Genomic DNA, 18,219 nt, shown 5'->3' with positions numbered 1-18,219 from the left:
AGTGGTGGCGGGCCGTTGGGGACCGCCACCACTCAGCCATTAAACGGCCAGGCCCATTTCTGACCCGCCCGCTGACCGCGGCTGGCATCCATGCCGCACCTAGCGCGCGAACCTCAGCGTCACCAGCTGGAACGGGCGCAGCGAAAGCTCCACCGACTGCTCTGCTGCGGCAGTGCTGACGCCCGGCGCGTCGGTGGCGCGCTCCAGCAGGTCCGTGACCTGGACGGCCGTGACCGGGAAGTTGGCCGTGAGCACGCCGGCGGACCGCTGCCCCAGGGACTCATAAAGACGGACCACAACATCACCCGAACCGTCCTCGGCAAGCTTGACCGCCTCGATGACCAGGGCCGGGTTGTCCACGGAGAACAGCGGCTCCACGCCGCGGGCGCCCTTCACCAGCCGGGGTGCAAGGTTGGTGCGGTACCCCTCCTCCACAGCGTCGGCGATCCCGGCTCCGGGGCGGATGGTCACGGTCATTTCCTGGTGCCCCCGGTCCGCCGTCGGGTCCGGGAACTTCGGTGCCCGCAACAGGGAGAGACGCACCGAGGTGGTGGTCCCGCCGTCGGAATCCCGCACGCTCCTGGTGACATCGTGCCCGTAGGTGGCCGCATTGGAAATAGCGACGCCGTAGCCGGGCTCGGCCACGTGGATCCAGCGGTGCGCGCAGATCTCGAACTTGGCGGCCTCCCACGAGGTGTTGACATGGGTGGGGCGGAAGACATGGCCGAACTGGGTCTCCGAGGCGGATCGGTCCGCCCTGACGTCCAGCGGGAAGCCCAGCTTGAGCAGCTTCTCGCTCTCCTGCCACTCAACGGCTATGGTGATGGTGAGGGAGCCGCTGCCGGCGTCCAGCGTGATCCGCTGGGTGAGCGGTGACGAGCCGGCGACCCGGTCCACCACCACAACGGCACTGGTTCCGGTGTGCTCCACCCGAATGGCCTGGGCCGCCGTGAGGGCGGTGACGTTGCGGCGGTAGAACTCATCGATGTCCCAGGCGTCCCACTCGTTGGGCGTGTCCCGGTGCAGTTCCAGCAGGTTGCCGCGCGCTCCGGGAGCGATGGCTTCGCGTCCCGTGGCGTAGTCGGCGAGGGAGGCCAGCAGGCCATCCGCATCCAGGACGGCCCGGATGATGCCGTTGTCCAGCACGTAACCGCCATCCAGAGCGGTCGCCTGGACCGGCTGGCCGGTCGGCGAAAGCTCTGCGGCAGCCAAGGCAGGAACGCCGTTGCGCGCGTGCGGTGCGGCGTTGAGCAGGAAGGTCCGCGACCCCTCGCCGAGGAGCGCGGCCGCTGCCTGCGCTATGAGGTTTTCGAGGCTGGCACTGATCGCGGCGTAATTACGTTCCGCGTCCTGGTGGACCCAGGCGATGGAGCTGCCGGGCAGGATGTCGTGGAACTGCTGCAGGAGCACCAGCCGCCAGAGCCGCTTCAGCTCCGCCGCCGGGTTCTCGAAGGAGCCGGCGCCGCGGACAGCAGCCGTGGCGCACCAGAGTTCGGCCTCGCGGAGCAGGTGTTCGCTGCGCCGGTTGCCGCGTTTGGTCTGCGCCTGGCTGGTGTACGTGCCGCGGTGGAGTTCCAGGTACATCTCCCCCACCCAGACAGGCAGGGAGGAATACTCTTCCTCCGCCTGGGTAAAGAAACTCTCGGCGGAACCCACGCGGATCTTGGGCGAGCCTTCGAGGTCGGCGGTGCGGCTGGCGGCAGCCAGCATTTCCCGCGTAGGCCCGCCTCCTCCGTCGCCGTAGCCGAACGGGACGAGCGAGGTGTTGCCGCGCCCGTGGTCGCGGAAGTTCCGCTCGGCGTGCGCCAGTTCGCGTCCGCTGAGCTCGGCGTTGTAGGTGTCAACGGGCGGGAAGTGCGTGAACAGCCGGGTGCCGTCGATGCCCTCCCAGTTGAAGGTATGGTGCGGCATGCGGTTGACCTGGTTCCACGAGATCTTCTGCGTGAGGAACCAGCGGCTGCCCGCCGCCTTGACGATCTGCGGCAGGGCCGCGGAGTAGCCGAAGGAATCCGGGAGCCACGCTTCGCGGCATTCGACGCCGAACTCGTCGAGGAAGAAGTTCTTGCCCTCAATGAATTGCCGGGCCATTGCCTCGCCGCCGGGCATATTGGTGTCCGACTCAACCCACATGCCGCCCACCGGGACGAACTGCCCGGCCTTGACCTTTTCCCGGATCCGGCCGAAAAGCTCGGGGTAGAACTCCTTCATCCAGGCCAGCTGCTGAGCCGAGGAGCAGGAGAACACAAAGCCCGGATCCTCATCCATCAGCGCCACCACGTTGGAGAACGTCCGGGCACATTTGCGGATGGTTTCGCGCACCGGCCAGAGCCATGCCGAATCAATGTGCGCGTGACCCGTTGCCACCAATTGATGGGCGGAAGCGTAGGCGGGCCTGGACAAAACTTCGGCCAGGGTTGCCCGCCCGGCTGCGGCGGTGCCGGGGACGTCGTCGGGATCCATCTGGTCCATCATGCGCTCCAGCGCGCGGAGGATCTCATGGCGCCGCGGCTGCTCCGGGGGGAGCTCGTGCATCAGCCCGGCGAGGGTCCAGATGTCCTGCTGGAGTTCCCAGACCGTCTGGTTGAGTTCGGCGATGGCGATCCTGCCCAGCCGGTACTGCGGCGCCGTGCCTGCTGTTGCCTTGTCCCCGTAGGGTGTGGCGGCAAAGGTCCAGCCCTGCGCCATGTCCGGGTTGGCGGCCGCTTCAACGTAGAAGTCAACGGACATGCCGCTGCCCAGGAGTTTCAGGGGAATGTACTGGTTCCGGGGCGAAATAGCTTTGATGATGGTGCCGTCCGGGCGCCAGGCGATTCCCTCGCACTGGAATCCGGGGGCTTCGTTGATGAAGCCAAGGTCCACCACGATTTCGACGGCGGTGTCCGGGCCGGTGCCCCAGGCCTCCGGGACGTCGCCCTGCAGGCGCAGCCACTTGGTCCCCCACGGCTTGCCCCAGGCAGCACCGTGTTCCTGCGGCTCGAAGTGATTCCGCAGTGCATCCATCACGGACACCGGTTCGCCGGGCGCATCCCAGCTGGTCAGGTTCAGCGGAACAGTGCGGGCGTAAACAGCGGGAATGATCCGCTCGCGGACAAACCGGTCCAGGCGGACTTCGGTGATCCGGCGGTCGTCATGCAATGTAAACCCTCTTAGGTGCTTGAACTGGAGTACTCGAATCCGGACCAAAACGCGTCCAATCGATGGATAAAATCTACCGGCTAGTAGCTCAATAGCCAAGCGTCACCGGAAATCTTCGCCGAAGGGTGCTGGGGCCGTTTTATCCCGGCGCGTTCGCGCTTAACTCGGCCGCGTCCTCCCCGCGAACCGGCTCCGGAACCTGCGCGGCGGGCAGCGTAATCCTGCCCTGTCCGGCGTAGATATTCAGGCTGGTGCCCCGGCTGAACCCTGCCAGGGTCATGCCGCTGGCCTCCGCCAGCTCCACAGCAAGGCTCGACGGCGCACTCACCGCCGCCAGTACGGGAATGCCCGCCAACGCTGCCTTCTGGACGAGTTCAAACGATGCGCGGCCCGAGACCTGCAGGACCAGCCCGGTTAGTGGAAGCAACCGCTCCCGCAGGGCCCAGCCAATTACCTTGTCCACGGCGTTGTGGCGCCCCACATCCTCGCGCAGGCACAAAAGCTGCACGCCGCCGTCGTCCGTTATGCGGAAGAGGCCCGCGGCGTGCACTCCGCCGGTGACGTCAAAAACGTCCTGCGCTTCGCGGAGCCGCCCGGGCAGTGATGCCAGCACATGGGCGGGCACGGTCAATGGATCCGCCGCCGGGCTGAAATGGGAGGACTTGCGCACTGCCTCGATCGAGTCCGTGCCGCAGATACCGCAGGAGCTGGACGTGAAGACGTTCCGACCCTTCGCAGGGAGTTCGACGTCGGGCCGCAGCTGGGCTTCCACCACATTGAACGTCTGGACGCCGTCTTCGTCCTCGCCGGCGCAGAACCGCAACGACACCAGCTGCTCCGGAGCCCAGATGATCCCCTCGGACACCAGGAAGCCGGCCACCAGGTCAAAGTCGTCCCCGGGCGTCCGCATGGTCACCGAGAATGACAGTGCACCGATCCGGATTTCCAGCGGCTCTTCGACGGCGAGGACGTCCTCGCGGTGGCGGACCGGGAACTCAAGGGCATTGGGCGAGCCATCCAAAACATACTTGTGCACCTTGCGGCGCTGCGTCACGCGCCCCATCAGCGAACCGCCAGACTGTCTTGAAGGGCCCCGTGGACGTTCCGGACCTGCCGGCTGGCGCTGTTCATAGGTCCATCATTGCACCACTGGCCGGGCTGTGGCGTACGTGGTTCCGCAGCACGGCGCCTACCCCAGCAGGGCACTCCAGTCCACCGGACCGGCAGGCTTCGCAGCGTCCTTGCCAGCTGCCCGGGTGGCCGGCTTAGCGGCGGGCCGGCCCTTGGGCTTGGTACCCGGGTGCGCGGGCGCGGGCACCGGCGGCCCCCACGGCAAAGCGAACGCCGGGACTGGTTCGCCCAGCTGCACGCCATGCGGCGGAACAACCATCACACCGTGCGCCGACGCCAGTCCGCGCATCATCCCGGGACCCGTGTGCTTGGCCGGTGAAGCCATCCCGTACAGCAGCCTGAAGGGCATCAGCCTGGTCCGGCCCGGCTCAGGCTCAATGGTGGTCCCGCACGGGACCTCCTGCACCGGCGGCATGGTGCCGTGGCCCAGCGCCGCCAGCAGCGGTTCGCCCACCGTGGACAGTGCCATCATGGCGGCCAGCGGGTTTCCGGGGAGCCCCAGGACAAAGCGACCGTCGGGGAGCTCGGCCAGGACAGCCGGATGGCCGGGGCGCATGGCGATGCCGTCGATGACCAGCCGCCCGCCCAGTTCCGCCACAGCCCGGCGGAGGTGGTCGGTGTCCGAGACGCCAGTACCGCCGGTGGTGATCACGACGTCGGCAGGCAGCGCGGAGGGGTCCGGCACCTCGGGCGGGACGTCGGCCAGGCCGTCCAGCCACTCAGCGTAGGAATCGCCGATCCGCTCCTGGCCGCCGTTAATACCGCCAAGCATTTCCACTACGGCCGCGAGCTGCGGACCGAAGGTGTCCCGGACCTGTCCGGGGACCGGCAGCCCGTGGGCCACAACTTCGGAGCCGGTCAGCAGGAGCTTAACCACCGGCTTGCCCTGGACCAGCAGGTCATCGTGCCCGGCCAGGGCTGCGACCGCCAGATGGGCCGGGTTCAGTGTTACGCCGGCCTTGACCAGCACATCTCCCGCGGCGGCTTCCTCGCCGGCCTTCCTGATGTGCTGGCCGTTCCCGGGCTCGCCGGGGCGGGCGCCGCCGCCGGTCATCAGGAGCGGCAGGCCGTCGTCGTCCGTTCCAAGCACGGCGCTTTCGCTGCGCAGGACCGCTTTGGCGCCGGGCGGGATCAGTCCGCCGGTGACGATGGGGCTGGCCTGGTGGGGTGCCAGCCGCTGGCCTGCCTCTGCCACGATCCACGGACCGCTGCCGTTGACGGCCCATCCGTCCATCGCAGACGACGCGTAGTGCGGCATGTCGTGCAACGCAGTGATGTCGCCGGCCAGGACCCTGCCCAGGGCTTGGCCCAGGGGAACCCGGCCCGGCGGAATCGGCGTGGCGATATCAAAAGCGGCCCTGCGCGCCTCATCCCAGGTATGGGCAAGGTGCTTTGCCGGGGCTGTCTGCTGCTCGGGATTTTCGGATGCGTCGCCGGGGGCGGCGGTCACTGAACGGGATTCATTCGACGGGGGTCCCGGCGGATTCGGCGTCATAGTCAGCAGCCAGGGTGCGGGCACGGTCCATGGCAGCGGTCATGGCGGCGGCGTTGGTGGCCTGCCCCGATCCCGCAGCCAGGCCGGCGGCGAAACCGGCAATAAAGGTGGTGAGCGGGGCGGCGGGGCGGACCACTGAGTGGGCTGCCACGCCGGCCAGCGACAGGATGGTGTTGACGTCGATCTGGACGTCCTCCAGTTCATACGCCTGGAGCAAGGACCTGCACCATTCTTCCAGCGTCTCGTCCTGGCTTTTCACGCTCTGCCTCCCAAATCGTCTGCGGCAGTGTTGCCCCGGAGCCCGATTAGGGGATCCGGGCCGGCCACTCCAAGTGCGGCGGCATCGTCCCAGGTGTCCACGTCTGCCGTGGAGCCGGCCGGAACGGCGACAAGCTGCACGTCCAGACTAGCAAGGAGTGCCCTCACCGACCCGTTGATTAAGCGTCCTGTGCTTTCCAGTTCCGCCACGGAACGTTGTAGCGCGGCCGTGCTATAAAAACCGACCAACGGCTGACGGCGGCCATCCTCCGAGACGGCCACTACGCCGTCCGGTCCCGTGGGCGCTCCGGCGGTGGGTCCTCGCGCACGCAAAGTAGCCTTCAGCACCGCCACCGCCTGCCCTACGTTGGGCATGTCGCAGGCCAGCACCAGCGTCAGCCCGGGGCGGCTGCCACCCGCAGCGGCCAGGGCCGCGAGCCCGGCCGCGATGGCCGCCCCCGGTCCGCTAAAGGGGGGTTCTTCGCGGCAGCGGAGAAATCCGGCAGGGATTTCGCCGGCCGGCACCTCCCCGGTGTCCGGACCAACCACGACGGCGGCCCGGGCTCCCCTCGCAGCGGCGGCGGAGCGGCACAAGAGGGAGGCGCCGTCGTACGTGAGACTCTGCTTGGGCACGCCACCGAGCCGCGACGAACGGCCGCCGGCGAGGATGACGGCATCGAAGTCGAGGGGGTCAGCGTCCACCCTCCCAGCTTAACCGCGCGGGCTGGAATACTGCGCGGGCTGGACTTGCGGAGCGACTGGATTCAGGCGGCCCGTTCAGGCAGCAGGAACGGATCCCAAGCCGGCGTGGGCTTCTCAAGTTCCTTGATCTGCCAGATGGTGCCATGCGGCGGTTCCGGATCAAACCTGAGCTTCCAGCCCATTTCAGCCGGCGTGTGGTCACCCTTGGTGTTGTTGCAGCGGAGGCACGCGGCCACCAGGTTCTCCCAGGAGTCGGCGCCGCCACGTGATTTGGGCTGCACATGGTCGATGGTGTGGGCACCCTTGCCGCAATACGCGCAGCGGTGGCCGTCCCGCCGCAGGACTCCGCGGCGGCTGACTGCGGTGCTCTGGTTGTATCTGGGGCGGATGTAGCGGTTCAGGAGAATCACGGACGGGCGGCCCAGGATCTCCTGCGGTCCCACCACAGGATCATCGCCCTCGGCAATGACACTGGCCTTGCCCGTGAGCACAAGCACCAGCGCCCGGCGGAAGGTGACTACCGCCAGCGGTTCATATCCAGCATTCAGAACGAGAGTGCGCATGCACGTACCTCTTTGTGGCCGCACCCGTCAGGGGCACGAGGGCCGGCTGCCCCCGGCATATCCGGGCTATGGATCGACACCACAAGAGTAAACAAAGAATCCCGGGATCAGCTAATCGCAGAAGCGGCCGCCGTCACGTGTCGGATTCGTGCATCTCTCCGGATCAGGGCAGCAGCCCGCAGACAGCGAAGGACCCCCGCCGTGAAGCGAGGGTCCTTCGAATGCTGACTCTGGTGCTAGGACACGCGGATGTAAACGGGGCCGGAGCCGACATTGGCGCTGAACACAACGGTCTGGTTGCCGTTGTAGCCCCCGTGCACGGCCTGGCCGTTGCCAGCGTAGACGGCAATGTGGGCAACGCCCGCGCCGCCGTCGGCGTAGTACAACAGATCGCCGGGCTGGGCCTCGGCGGCGCTGACGGTCTGACCGAGGGACAGGTAGCCTGCAGGCCAGTCGCGGAAGTTGATCCCCACGGCAGCCAGCGAGTTGGTGACCAGCATGGTGCAGTCCTGGCTGACGCCGAGCTGTGCATAGGCTGCGGACAGGATGGCCTGGCCCTTGCCGCTGGCGGAGACCGGCGCCTTCGGAGCGGCCGGAGTTGCCGACGCTACCGTGAGGGTGGCCGCGGCCTTGGCCGGAGCCGGAGCCGGAGCTTCAACAACAGGGGCGGGAGCCTCAATGGGAGCCGGCGTGGTGGTCACTGCGGGCTTCTCGTAGGAGATGGCAATGGTGGAAGCAGCCGAAATGATGGCCGGGGCGGAAACCTCAGCCTCAAGGTTCGAAGCGGACGCAGCTTCACGCTGGACGCCGGTGTCAGCCGCGTTCGCAGCGATACCACTGGTCAGGACAAGGCCGGAAGCAGCAGCGATAACCGCAGCCTGACGGCCCATGCCGCCGGCGTTGTCGCCGACAGCCTTGGCAATGACAGCCAGCGAGTTGGTCTTGGCGACCTCGGCGCGGTGCCGTGCAACAGTTGCACGTGTAGTCATTAATTTTCTCTCTTTCGTTTTCCTCAGGACCGCGTAGGCAGCCTAAGGGCTTTGGACGCGCCGGCATCTTGGGGGTACGCCGGCACGCCCCGAACGGGGATTTAGCGAAGAGTTTCTCGCGAAGAAACGGTTCCGGCAGCCAAGCTGCAGCAACTACTGGGCTGCAGCAACTACTGGACTGCAGGAACTACGGGGCCATTGTGAAGAACGCGGAGGAGCCTGTTGATGCCACGGAGTGGAGCAGCGTGCCCTGTGACGGGTTCAGTGCGCTGATCATCATGCCGTTGCCGACGTAAATGCCAACGTGGGCGCCGCCATTCTGCATGACCAGGTCACCGGTGGCCGGTGTGGCGGTGGGCCGCATGGCCGTCCAGGCATTGGTGCGGGGAATGCTGATGCCAGCCTGGGCGTAGACCCATTGCGTGAAGCCTGAGCAGTCCCAGCCATTGGGAGTGGTGCCGCCCCAGAGGTAGGGGTTGCCGATACCGGTGTAGGCAAGTGCTGCCAGACCCGAAGCGGCAGCGGAGGAGACAGTGTCAGCGAGCTTGGAGGCCGCGGCCTCGGTTGCGGCAGCACCCTGAGCCCCGGCTTCGGAGGCCGTGGACTGCGCACGGACCGTCTCAACCTTCGGCGCCGGCGTCGTCTTGATGACGGGGCGTTCGAAGGAAACGGTAGCCGTGGGCGCGGCAGTTACGGCAAGTGCCGTCTGCGCAGAACCGGACTCGGTGGAGGCGGAAACGCCGGCGGTGGTGTCCGCGGCGTTGGCCGGAAGCCCCATGCTCAGGATCAGACCTGATGCAGCTGCGATAACAGCAGCCTGGCGACCTACGGTCCCGGCATTGGCACTGACGGCCTTGGACACGGAGCCCAAGGGGTTAGTGCGAACCGGTTGTGCGCGGTGACGCGCAGAAGTATGGCGTGAAGACACGAAGGTAGCCTCTCCCAATGCCTGCGAGGTGAGCTGTCGGATTCGGATGGGAGTCACCCGGCCGCGCTGCTTCACAGTGGAAGCTTTGCGACTTAACCCCAAGGCCTTCAGAATCGAAGACCAAAATTGGTTCCCCCGCCCCTGCCAGACGATGTCATGCGAACGGACCTTGAGCGGTGGCAGAGCTAGGCAATCCACTCAAGAACGTCAACTTCGGAAAAGTTGACGCGCTTTAGACGTTACAGGAGTTCCGAGCCAATGTCACATTCAGGTCACGGCACGTCACTGCGATTCGAGAGTTGGCCATCATTTGGTCAGAGCCAGCCCGTGGGGTCAACGACTTCGCCATTGACCTGGACCTCGAAGTGGAGGTGGCAGCCCGTGGACGCGCCCGTGGTGCCGCTCAGGGCAACCAAATCGCCGCGGCTGACCGTCTGGCCTACCTTGACGCTGGCGGAGGAGAGGTGGTTGTAGGTGGTTTCAAGGCCATTGCCGTGATCCACCACAACGCGGTTCCCGCCGCCGTACTGGTGCCAGCCGGCGAAGGTCACGGTGCCGCTGGCGGCAGCCAGGACAGAGGTTCCGCACTGTGCCACGAAGTCCTGGCCACGGTGGAAATCGCCGGAGCCGCCGGTAATGGGGCTGACCCGGAATCCGAACGGAGAGACTGTAACCAGCTGGGCTAGCGGCGAGCCGAGGCTTCCGGCAGAGGCCGCACGGGTAATGGATCCCGCGGACTGTGCGCTCAGCAGCTGCTTCAGTTTGCCGTCGGGATCACCCTGGGTAACCACGGACGAGCGGCTGAAATCAATTTGGGCGGCGGCTTCGGCGGTAACTTCGGGCTGCGGAGCAGCGGAAACGGCCGATGCGGCCTGGCCGGGTGCCGGAGTGGCCATCACGGGGCCGGTCACAGGAACCGTCACGGTAAGTGCTAGGCCTGTTGCTGCCAAGGCGATGCCGGCCTTCTGGCCGAGGCCACTGGCGGCGGCGAAATCCGTCATCTGCCGGAAGGGTCCCCGGCGGCGGCGGGCGTCCCGCTGTGGGTCGCGGGGCCTCTCCGCGGTGAAATCCTCGGCCACTCTGGGCGCCGAGGCGGGACCCACCGCGCGACGGCGGCCCCTGGAGTATTGCGTGGTCAAGAATGTTCCTCTCTGGATAGCCTGCGAAGTTAGCTGTCGGATTCGGGTCAGAGAGTTCAAAGACCCGGTCCGCCGTGACAAGCACTTGGCGCAGAGATATCCCGTGAGGATCCTTCGCTGGAAGAGGCTTGCTGCTGACGGACTTCACCCCAAGGCAGTCTTACGACTGCCGGTTGTGGTTCCCCCGCCTCTGCCAGTTGGTGACTGATGCACCTGATCCGCTGGCAGAGCTCGGCTCCGGATCAGGTAACGCTTTTGTATCGACGCTGAGTTACAACTATAGGTGATTAACTTGGACAGTAACAATTCCGTTATCTTTGCGGAACCTGGGTCACTGCGCTATGGCGCGGCCCCACACGGCGGACCGCCGTCCCGTCAGCGGACGGAAACGAAGACGTGGGATGCCACTTCCGGGGGCAGCTCGAGCGCCCCTTCGATTCCCGGAACCCGCACGGAAATGTACTCCCCCACGCGCTCCAAGGACACCGAGGCACCGGGCCTGATCCCGCCTTCGTCCAGCTGGACCAGCAGCTCAGGTTCCACCTGGATGGGTTCAGCCAGCCGGCTGACCGTCACGTTCGACGCCGGCCCGTAGCCCTGCATCGCATCAAGGAGATTAATCACACCGGCGTCGGGCAGCGCAGGCGCGGGTCCGCCCAGGGCAGCCAGTCCGGGGATGGGGTTGCCGTATGGAGACTCGGTGGGGTGGTTAAGTAACTCGTAGATGCGCTGCTCAACGCGTTCACTCATCACGTGTTCCCAGCGGCACGCTTCATCGTGGACATAGGCCCAGTCCAGGCCAATCACATCCGCCAGGAGCCGTTCCGCGAGCCTGTGCTTGCGCATCACTTCCGTAGCGCGTTTCCGCCCGGCTTCCGTGAGCTCCAGGTGACGGTCTCCGGAGACCACGACCAGTCCGTCCCGTTCCATTCGGCCGATGGTTTGGGACACCGTGGGTCCGGAATGCCGCAGCCGTTCGGCGATGCGTGCGCGAAGAGCAACGATGTTCTCTTCTTCAAGCTCCAAAATGGTCCGAAGATACATCTCCGTAGTATCGATCAGATCCGTCATCCAGCTCAGCTCCTCGAGCGCAGTACCTTGCGTTGTCCCACCGTATCGCGTCCCGCTCAGCGGCGAGGTCCGCTAAAAAGCTTAGCCTATTTTGAATTTGTCTGGATAATGCCCGGGCGGGGACAAACGGTCTCATTGGCCGGACTATGACGGCCCCGGTTCCCCGCCCAATCGAGGGTTCAGGCAGAATAAAGGAGGTCCTTATGCAGTCACCGCCGACTACCGGCCACCCCACCGCCCGGACGTGAGCCACGTCCATGCCGAAATTGGAGCCCCCGTGAGCGAAACCAGCATCACTATTCCCGCCGACCTCCTGCCAAAGGATGGACGGTTCGGCGCAGGACCCTCCAAGGTCAGGCCGGAGCAGCTCGAAGCGCTCTCAGCGGCGTCCAAGACCATCCTGGGCACCTCCCACCGCCAGGCTCCGGTCAAGAACCTCGTGGGCTCCGTCCGTGAAGGCCTCAGCCAGTTCTTCCGCGCCCCCGAAGGCTACGAAGTGGTCCTCGGCGTCGGCGGCTCCACCGCTTTCTGGGACGTCGCCAGCTTCGGCCTGGTGGAAAAGAAGGCCCAGCACCTGTCCTTCGGCGAGTTCGGCTCCAAATTCGCCTCAGCCACCAACAAGGCCCCGTTCCTGGACGCCTCCTCCATCATCAAGTCCGAGCCCGGCACGCGCCCGGTATCGGCCGCCGAGGCTGGCGTGGATGTCTATGCCTGGCCGCAGAACGAAACCTCCACGGGTGTCGCGGCTCCGGTCAAGCGCGTCGCGGGCGCCGACGCCGGTTCCCTGGTCCTGGTGGACGCCACCTCCGCAGCCGGGGGCCTGGACGTGGACGTCTCCGAGGCCGATGTCTACTACTTCGCCCCGCAGAAAAACTTCGCGTCCGACGGCGGCCTGTGGCTGGGGCTCTTCTCCCCCGCCGCGCTGGAACGCGCCGCCCGGGTCAAGGCCAGTGGTCGCTGGATCCCCGATTTCCTGGACCTCCAGACCGCCATTGACAACTCCAAGCTGAACCAGACGTACAACACGCCGTCGCTCTCCACCCTGGTGACCCTCGACGCGCAGGTGCAGTGGCTGAACGCCAACGGCGGCCTGGACTTCGCGTCCGCCCGCACCGCTGACTCCGCCGGCCGGATCTACTCCTGGGCCGAGGCCTCCGAGTACGCCACGCCGTTCGTGGCCAAGGCGGAGGACCGTTCCAACGTCATCGCCACCATCGACTTCGACGACTCGATCGACGCCGCCGCGATCGCCAAGGTGCTCCGCGCCAACGGGGTCGTGGACACCGAGCCGTACCGCAAGCTGGGCCGCAACCAGCTCCGGATCGCCACGTTTGTTGCCATCGAGCCGGCTGACGTCTCCGCGCTGCTGGCAAGCATCGACTATGTGGTGGGCGAGCTGCGCAAGTAGCGCACCCGCGCGAACGGACACTTGGGGCCCAGGAACCAGGGCCCCAAGTGTCCGTTCGCGCTGTCTTGTGGTGCCGCCGGTTGTCAGCGTCCGACGGCGTCGTCCGGGTTTTCGTCCCGGGCGGCGCCGTTTGCGTTGTCCCCCGGTTGTTGGACGCCCAGGTGGGAGACGACGCCGAAGTACCGGAGGCCGCAGGCCCGCCGGTTGAAGGTGAGCCGGAGCCGCTGGGCGCGGATGATCCAGATCATTCCGATCACGGCGGCGATGATCCCGGAGGCGGCCGCGACGGAAAGCGACCACCGGGGGCCGGCGACGTTGGCCACCCATCCCACCAACGGGGCGCCGATGGGTGTGCCGCCCATAAAGATGGCCATATACAGGGCCATGACCCTGCCCCGCATCACGGGATCGGTGGTGGTCTGGACGTAGCCGTTGGCACTGGTCATCATGGTGATTGCGAACAGGCCCACCGGCACCAGCGCCACGCCGAACCAGAAGTAGTCCGGGGCAAGCGCGGCCAGTCCCGAGGTCACCCCAAAGGCGGCCGCGGCGCCGAAGATCATCCGCAAGCGGGGCTTGCCGCGGCCGGCGGAGAGCAGCGCGCCTGCCACGGAACCGATGGCCATGATGGAATTCATGAGCCCGAACGCGCTGGCGTCCAGCCCGAATTCCGTGCCCACCATCGCGGCGATAAACAGCACGAAGTTAAGGCCGAGTGTTCCCACAATGAACACGGCCACCAGGACCACCACGATGTCCGGCCGGAACCGCACATAGCGCAGCCCCTCCCGGATTCGGCCCTTACCCGGAGCCGCCCGGGGAAGCTGGCGCAGTGACGCGGCGGGGATCTTCCACAGGCTCAGAAGCATGGCCAGGAACGTGAAGGTGTTGATCAGGAACACCCAGCCGGGACCTACCGCTACGGTGAGGACGCCGGCCACGGCGGGCCCGATCATCCGGGCGACATTGAACGAGGCGCTGTTCAGGGCCACGGCGTTGGGCAGGTAGTCGTCCCGCACCAGTTCAGAAACAAAGGTCTGCCGCACCGGGGCATCGAGGGCGGAGACCATGCCCAGCAGCAGGGCGAAGCCGTAGACGTGCCACAGCTGGCCGGCGCCGAGCACCACGAGGATGCCCAGGCCGGTGCTCAGGAGGGCCATCATTGACTGGGTGATGATGAGCAGCTGCCGGCGGCTGTACCGGTCCGCCACGAGGCCGGCGACCGGCGCCAGGAAGAGCTGCGGCCCCAGCTGCAGCGCCATGGTGATGCCCATGGCCCCGGCGTCGTGATCGGTGAGGTGGTCAAACACCAGCCAGTCCTGGGCCGTCCGCTGCATCCAGGTTCCGATGTTGGAAACCAGCGCGCCGAGGAACCAGATCCGGTAGTTGAGGATGTGCAGGGATTTGAAGGTGGACATCAGTGCCGGCCTTCTTGGTTCTCAACCCTGCGCATTGGCAACTGCTTAGTCAGCCTCGCCGGCGGGGTCGTCGCCTTCGTCGACTTCGGAGTCTTCGTCCCGGTCCTCGGACCCGGGAGTCTCAGCCTCGGCGTGCGATGCGTCCGGCTCCGCAGCGGAAGCCTCGGCAGTGCGCGGTTCCTCTTCCTCTGCGGCCTGTGCGTCCTCGGGGCGGACGCGCTCGGCCCACGGCACCCATTCCGGGGAGAGGATGGAGTCCTCCGACGGCAGGAGGCCAAGCTCGCTGACCGTGACCACCTTGGAGCGGGAGTTCCTGGTCAGGACCGCGTACCACTGCCAGCCGTGGTAGCCGGCCATTCTTGATTCGAAGAGGTGGGTGACCAGGCGGTCGCCCTCACTTTTGGCAGCCAGGTGCGCACCGATGTCCGACGCCGCCGCGATGCCTTCGATGGCGGTTCGCGCCTCGCCAACGGCAGCGGCGAGGAAGGCATCCGGCTTTCCGGTACGCCACACGGGCACGCCGGCGCGGCGCTTGGCCTCGGCTTTGGCGCCTACGTTCTCCGCTGTTGTGGTGTCCGGCTGTTCAGCTTCCGCGTTCATGGCCAAGACCTAAACGTCCAGCTCGTCGGCAACCTTACGCAGGGCAGCCGCGATGGCTTTGCCCTTGTTGCCTTCCGGGTACTTGCCCGCGGACAGGGTTCCGGAGAGGTTGTCCAGCACGCTGACCAGGTCCTGGACCAGCGGCGCGAGGTCCCGGGCGCTGGGCCGCTTGGCCTTGGCGATGGACGGCGTCTTGTCCAGGACGCGCAGGCCCAGGGCCTGTGCACCCTTGCGGCCGTCGGCAACGCCGAACTCAACCCGGGTGCCGGCCTTCAGTTCCGTGATGCCTTCGGGCAGCGATGATTTGGGCAGGAAGACTTCCTGGCCGTCCTCGCCTGCGAGGAATCCGAAACCTTTTTCCTTGTCATACCACTTGACCTTGCCGGTAGGCACGTAATCAACCTTCTTCGTTCTGACGTCTTCTGACACGGCCGGCAGTCACCGCATCCGCACTGATGTGCGGGTTCAGGGTATGACAGCGACGGACCGTGTTGGTCTGTTCTTCAAGGTTATCCTGCCGGGGGCCGGAATCCTGCTTTCACGCACCCTTCGTCCTGCCGCCTGCCTGCGGCTGTGTGCCCGCCGCTCACGGCCGCCTGTGGCGCCACCACCGGCCGCCCGGCTGTTAGCGTTGCCTGCATGACACCCTCGCGATACCGGCGCCCACTGATGATCTGCGCAGCGGTTGTTGCCATGCTTTCCCTCGTGGCGGTGGGAGCCGTCATGGCACTGGCCTTCGCAGGCTCCGCTGCTCCGGCCTGGGTCACTGCCACTGCCCTGTACGGGTTGCCTGTGGCGTTCCTGCTGATGCTTTTCCTGGTGCTGGACAGCGTGGCGGGCCGGCGCCGGGCAGGAAAGTCCGGCGGGCGGTAACGTTGGACTGATGTCCCTTATTCGCGCCCTCAGCAAAGAACTGGAAGCACGCAGCGATGACTCGTTGCGGGCGCTCTTTGCAGCGCGGCCGGACCTTATGTCCCCCGCCGTTCCTGACTTTTCCGCCCTGGCCGCGCGGGCAAGTGCGCGGGTCAGCGTCCAGCGCGCGCTCGAGCGGCTTAACAGGCCACAGATGCAGGTGCTGGAAACGCTGCATCTCTGTACCAACACGGACACCGAACACAGCGCCTCGGCGGCGGGCGTCCGGAAACTCATTGCAGGGTCCACGGTGGCGGCGCTGGAACGCATCCTGGCCTCGCTCCAGGAACTGGCTTTGGTGCACCGGGCAGAGCCGCCGCATGGAACGGCGGTTTCGGGCCACCGCCAGCGCTACTACCTGCCGGTGGGAAGCCTCAAGGACGTGGTGGGAATCTATCCTGCGGGGCTGGGGCGCAGCTACACCGAGCTGGTCAGGCTCCAGCCCGCGTTTGCCCAGCGGGCAGTCCAGCTCGTTGCCGAGCTGCGTCGCAGCGGCGTCTCCATCCAGAACGCCACCACCCCCATGGAGGCAGCCCTCGCGCTGCAGCATTGGACATCCTCGCCCGAGGCACTCGGCGAGGCTTTGGCCGGAGCCCCGGAACGCACGACGGCGTTGCTCGCCAAATTCCGCAACTGGGCCATGGGTGCCGTCCCCCAGGCGCAACGGAAAGCGTCGGTCTCGAACCAGGGCGCCGACGTCGGGCCCGTTGACTGGCTCCTGGCCCGGGGCCTGCTGGTCCCCTTGGACGCCGCGCACGTGGAATTGCCGCATAGCGTGGGATTGTCGCTGCGTGGCGGCGCCATCATCAATGACTTCTCCCTGTCCCCACCGGTTCCGGAGCTGGGCAGCACCACCGCTGCGCTTCGCCGGAACGCGGCGCTGGGCGCCATCGCCGAAACCCTGCGGCTGGTGGGTGACCTCCTCCACGCCGTCCGCGAACAGCCGCTGGCCACACTGCGCAGCGGCGGCGTTGGTGTACGGGAAATGAAGCGGCTTGCCGAGACGCTTCGCATCGACCAGCACCGGGCGGGCCTGCTGCTGGAGGTCAGCGCCCTCGCCGGCCTGTTGCGCCTTGATGTGGACTCGTCCTCGTGGGTGCAGCCCCCGCAGCTGGAGTGGCTGGCCCTCCCCCGCCAGGAGCAGTGGCTGTGGATGGTCAATGCCTGGCTCGCGAGCGAGCGTGTGCCTTCACTGGTGGGTCAGCCCGCCAACGGCCCCGGCGGCGTTCCCGCCGCACACCGTGCCCTGGCCGGGAACACCGTTAATGCCCTTTCGGCAGAGGCGCAGCGGCCGGACGCCCCCTTGGTCAGGAAGCGGATCCTGGAAATCCTGGAGGAACTCACCCAGGAGGCTGCCGCTGCGGACGGCACGGCACCGGTCCTGGATGCTGCGGCCGTCCTCCAGCGGGCTGAATGGACGCAGCCGCGGATGGCCCGCCGGTTCAGTTCCCTGATCAGGGGTGTGCTCGCGGAAGCGGAGCTGCTCGGACTGATCGGCTCCGGTGCGTTGAGCCAGCTGGGCAGCGCCATTGCCGAAGACAACCCGGACGAAGCCTTGGGCATCCTGGGCGAGCATCTGCCTGCGGCACTGAACCACGTCCTGCTTCAGGCGGACCTGACCGCAGTTGCCCCGGGCTACCTGGCTCCGAAGCTGGCCGAAAAGCTACTGGTGATGGCCGACGCCGAGGGGCACGGACCCGCCACGATCTACCGGTTCTCCCCCAACTCGGTCCGGCGGGCGCTGGACGCCGGGCATGACGCCTCGAGCCTGCTTGAGTTCCTGCGTGAGCATTCGGCCACGGCCGTGCCGCAGCCCTTGGAATACCTGGTGGAGGACACCGCGTCCAGGCACGGCCGGCTCCGGGTGGGAATGGCCGCCAGCTTTATCCAAAGCGATGATGAGGCAACGGTGCTGGAGCTGGCGGCGGAGTCCAAAGCGGTCGGCCTGGGGCTGGCCCGCATTGCGCCGACGGTCCTGATCTCTACCGCTCCGCCGCGGGAGACAGCCCAGGTCCTGCGCGGACTGGGCCTCTCGCCGTCGGTGGACCAGGCCGAGCCCGGAGTGGTCCGGCTCCGCCGCACTAACCATGTTCCCGGCAGCGCCCGCCCCGTCTACACGGCGCCGCGGACCGCACCCGCCGAGGACGACGTCGCCGCGCAGCTGGCCGTCCTGCGGAACAGGCGGGCTGAAGCCTCCGGAAACCACGCAGGCCCCGTGGCTGGCTCCGGCGAAGCTGCGACCCAGCTTGGGCTGGAGACGCTGCAACGGGCTATCCGGCTCAAGCAGCGGGTGAGCATGAACGTGGTGGACAGCCAAGGGAATTCCTGCCTGGAGACAGTTGTTCCCCTCTCCGTAAACGGCGGACGCGTCAGGGTCTTTGATCCTGCCAAGGAAACCGAGCGCGTGCTCTCCATCCACCGCATTATCGACATTGAGGCCGCAGAAGAACTGCGCCAGTGAAGGACTGCC

Annotated in this window: 16 protein-coding genes and 2 riboswitches; of the genes, 3 read left to right on the top strand and 13 right to left on the bottom strand. The window is 66.8% G+C overall.

The features are described 5' to 3' along the window. Nucleotides 1–99: 99 nt before the first annotated feature. The 10 genes from ACX80X_RS11605 to ACX80X_RS11560 all read right to left on the bottom strand — a co-directional run bounded on the left by ACX80X_RS11605 (nucleotide 100) and on the right by ACX80X_RS11560 (nucleotide 11,411). Nucleotides 100–3,135 carry an alpha-mannosidase gene (locus ACX80X_RS11605; protein WP_459312142.1) on the bottom strand — a complete coding sequence of 1,012 codons (3,036 nt, stop codon included), beginning with the start codon at nucleotides 3,133–3,135 and terminating at the stop codon, nucleotides 100–102. A 139-nt stretch (nucleotides 3,136–3,274) separates the two neighbouring features. Next, a complete protein-coding gene (fdhD, locus tag ACX80X_RS11600) occupies nucleotides 3,275–4,198 on the bottom strand; it encodes a formate dehydrogenase accessory sulfurtransferase FdhD (protein ID WP_252602313.1) in 924 nt (307 codons plus the stop codon). Between the two features lie 126 nt (nucleotides 4,199–4,324). Continuing rightward, a complete protein-coding gene (locus ACX80X_RS11595; RefSeq protein WP_374210050.1) occupies nucleotides 4,325–5,761 on the bottom strand; it encodes a molybdopterin molybdotransferase MoeA in 1,437 nt (478 codons plus the stop codon). Continuing rightward, nucleotides 5,727–6,020: a DUF6457 domain-containing protein gene (locus tag ACX80X_RS11590; protein ID WP_252602308.1), complete on the bottom strand. Its 294-nt coding sequence runs from the start codon at nucleotides 6,018–6,020 to the stop codon at nucleotides 5,727–5,729. The genes ACX80X_RS11595 and ACX80X_RS11590 overlap by 35 nt, the downstream gene beginning before the upstream one ends. Further along, nucleotides 6,017–6,721 carry an NTP transferase domain-containing protein gene (locus ACX80X_RS11585; protein ID WP_459312140.1) on the bottom strand — a complete coding sequence of 235 codons (705 nt, stop codon included), beginning with the start codon at nucleotides 6,719–6,721 and terminating at the stop codon, nucleotides 6,017–6,019. Before ACX80X_RS11585 ends, ACX80X_RS11590 begins: the two co-directional genes overlap by 4 nt. Before the next feature lie 62 nt (nucleotides 6,722–6,783). Next, nucleotides 6,784–7,284 (bottom strand): HNH endonuclease, encoded by a 501-nt coding sequence (locus ACX80X_RS11580; protein WP_056346655.1) that lies wholly within the window; start codon nucleotides 7,282–7,284, stop codon nucleotides 6,784–6,786. Nucleotides 7,285–7,520: 236 nt separating this feature from the next. Continuing rightward, a complete protein-coding gene (locus tag ACX80X_RS11575; protein WP_459309847.1) occupies nucleotides 7,521–8,273 on the bottom strand; it encodes a C40 family peptidase in 753 nt (250 codons plus the stop codon). Between the two features lie 187 nt (nucleotides 8,274–8,460). Further along, nucleotides 8,461–9,135, bottom strand: coding sequence for a C40 family peptidase (locus ACX80X_RS11570; RefSeq protein WP_459309846.1), 675 nt, complete (start codon nucleotides 9,133–9,135; stop codon nucleotides 8,461–8,463). A 70-nt stretch (nucleotides 9,136–9,205) separates the two neighbouring features. Continuing rightward, nucleotides 9,206–9,368: riboswitch (cyclic di-AMP (ydaO/yuaA leader) on the bottom strand. 147 nt (nucleotides 9,369–9,515) lie between these two features. Continuing rightward, nucleotides 9,516–10,340, bottom strand: a complete 825-nt coding sequence (locus ACX80X_RS11565; RefSeq protein ID WP_252611377.1) for a M23 family metallopeptidase — start codon at nucleotides 10,338–10,340, stop codon at nucleotides 9,516–9,518. A gap of 3 nt (nucleotides 10,341–10,343) precedes the next feature. Next, nucleotides 10,344–10,562, bottom strand: a riboswitch (cyclic di-AMP (ydaO/yuaA leader). 153 nt (nucleotides 10,563–10,715) lie between these two features. After that, nucleotides 10,716–11,411: a metal-dependent transcriptional regulator gene (locus ACX80X_RS11560; RefSeq protein WP_252611379.1), complete on the bottom strand. Its 696-nt coding sequence runs from the start codon at nucleotides 11,409–11,411 to the stop codon at nucleotides 10,716–10,718. A gap of 277 nt (nucleotides 11,412–11,688) precedes the next feature. On the opposite strand from ACX80X_RS11560, the gene serC reads away from it, so the two are divergent. After that, a complete protein-coding gene (serC, locus tag ACX80X_RS11555) occupies nucleotides 11,689–12,819 on the top strand; it encodes a phosphoserine transaminase (RefSeq protein ID WP_459312138.1) in 1,131 nt (376 codons plus the stop codon). 83 nt (nucleotides 12,820–12,902) lie between these two features. Here serC and ACX80X_RS11550 read toward each other — a convergent pair whose 3' ends face one another. The 3 genes from ACX80X_RS11550 to ACX80X_RS11540 are packed head-to-tail and all read right to left on the bottom strand — an operon-like array spanning nucleotide 12,903 to nucleotide 15,230. Continuing rightward, nucleotides 12,903–14,237, bottom strand: coding sequence for an MFS transporter (locus ACX80X_RS11550; RefSeq protein ID WP_252611381.1), 1,335 nt, complete (start codon nucleotides 14,235–14,237; stop codon nucleotides 12,903–12,905). 45 nt (nucleotides 14,238–14,282) lie between these two features. Then, entirely contained in the window at nucleotides 14,283–14,837 is a 555-nt protein-coding gene (locus ACX80X_RS11545; protein WP_252611383.1) for a DUF3027 domain-containing protein, read from the bottom strand. Between the two features lie 9 nt (nucleotides 14,838–14,846). Continuing rightward, nucleotides 14,847–15,230, bottom strand: a complete 384-nt coding sequence (locus ACX80X_RS11540) for a cold-shock protein (protein WP_056347308.1) — start codon at nucleotides 15,228–15,230, stop codon at nucleotides 14,847–14,849. A 246-nt stretch (nucleotides 15,231–15,476) separates the two neighbouring features. Between ACX80X_RS11540 and ACX80X_RS11535 the strand changes: the two genes are divergently transcribed. Together ACX80X_RS11535 and ACX80X_RS11530 are read left to right on the top strand one after the other, a co-directional pair. Next, entirely contained in the window at nucleotides 15,477–15,710 is a 234-nt protein-coding gene (locus ACX80X_RS11535) for a hypothetical protein (RefSeq protein WP_058932785.1), read from the top strand. A 10-nt stretch (nucleotides 15,711–15,720) separates the two neighbouring features. Further along, nucleotides 15,721–18,210: a helicase-associated domain-containing protein gene (locus tag ACX80X_RS11530; RefSeq protein WP_252611385.1), complete on the top strand. Its 2,490-nt coding sequence runs from the start codon at nucleotides 15,721–15,723 to the stop codon at nucleotides 18,208–18,210. Nucleotides 18,211–18,219 lie beyond the last annotated feature (9 nt).

This window comes from Pseudarthrobacter sp. MDT3-1, from assembly GCF_054510755.1.
Note: the sequence above shows the minus strand (reverse complement) of the source record. Positions and strands in the feature narration are given on the sequence as shown.

Excerpts from the sequence above, each read along its gene's own strand:
- fdhD (WP_252602313.1), bottom strand. The coding sequence starts at position 4,198 with ATGGGGCGCGTGACGCAGCGCCGCAAGGTGCACAAGTATGTTTTGGAT.
- ACX80X_RS11595 (WP_374210050.1), bottom strand. The coding sequence starts at position 5,761 with ATGACGCCGAATCCGCCGGGACCCCCGTCGAATGAATCCCGTTCAGTG.
- ACX80X_RS11580 (WP_056346655.1), bottom strand. The coding sequence starts at position 7,284 with ATGCGCACTCTCGTTCTGAATGCTGGATATGAACCGCTGGCGGTAGTC.
- ACX80X_RS11575 (WP_459309847.1), bottom strand. The coding sequence starts at position 8,273 with ATGACTACACGTGCAACTGTTGCACGGCACCGCGCCGAGGTCGCCAAG.
- ACX80X_RS11560 (WP_252611379.1), bottom strand. The coding sequence starts at position 11,411 with ATGACGGATCTGATCGATACTACGGAGATGTATCTTCGGACCATTTTG.
- ACX80X_RS11550 (WP_252611381.1), bottom strand. The coding sequence starts at position 14,237 with ATGTCCACCTTCAAATCCCTGCACATCCTCAACTACCGGATCTGGTTC.
- ACX80X_RS11545 (WP_252611383.1), bottom strand. The coding sequence starts at position 14,837 with ATGAACGCGGAAGCTGAACAGCCGGACACCACAACAGCGGAGAACGTA.
- ACX80X_RS11535 (WP_058932785.1), top strand. The coding sequence starts at position 15,477 with ATGACACCCTCGCGATACCGGCGCCCACTGATGATCTGCGCAGCGGTT.
- ACX80X_RS11530 (WP_252611385.1), top strand. The coding sequence starts at position 15,721 with ATGTCCCTTATTCGCGCCCTCAGCAAAGAACTGGAAGCACGCAGCGAT.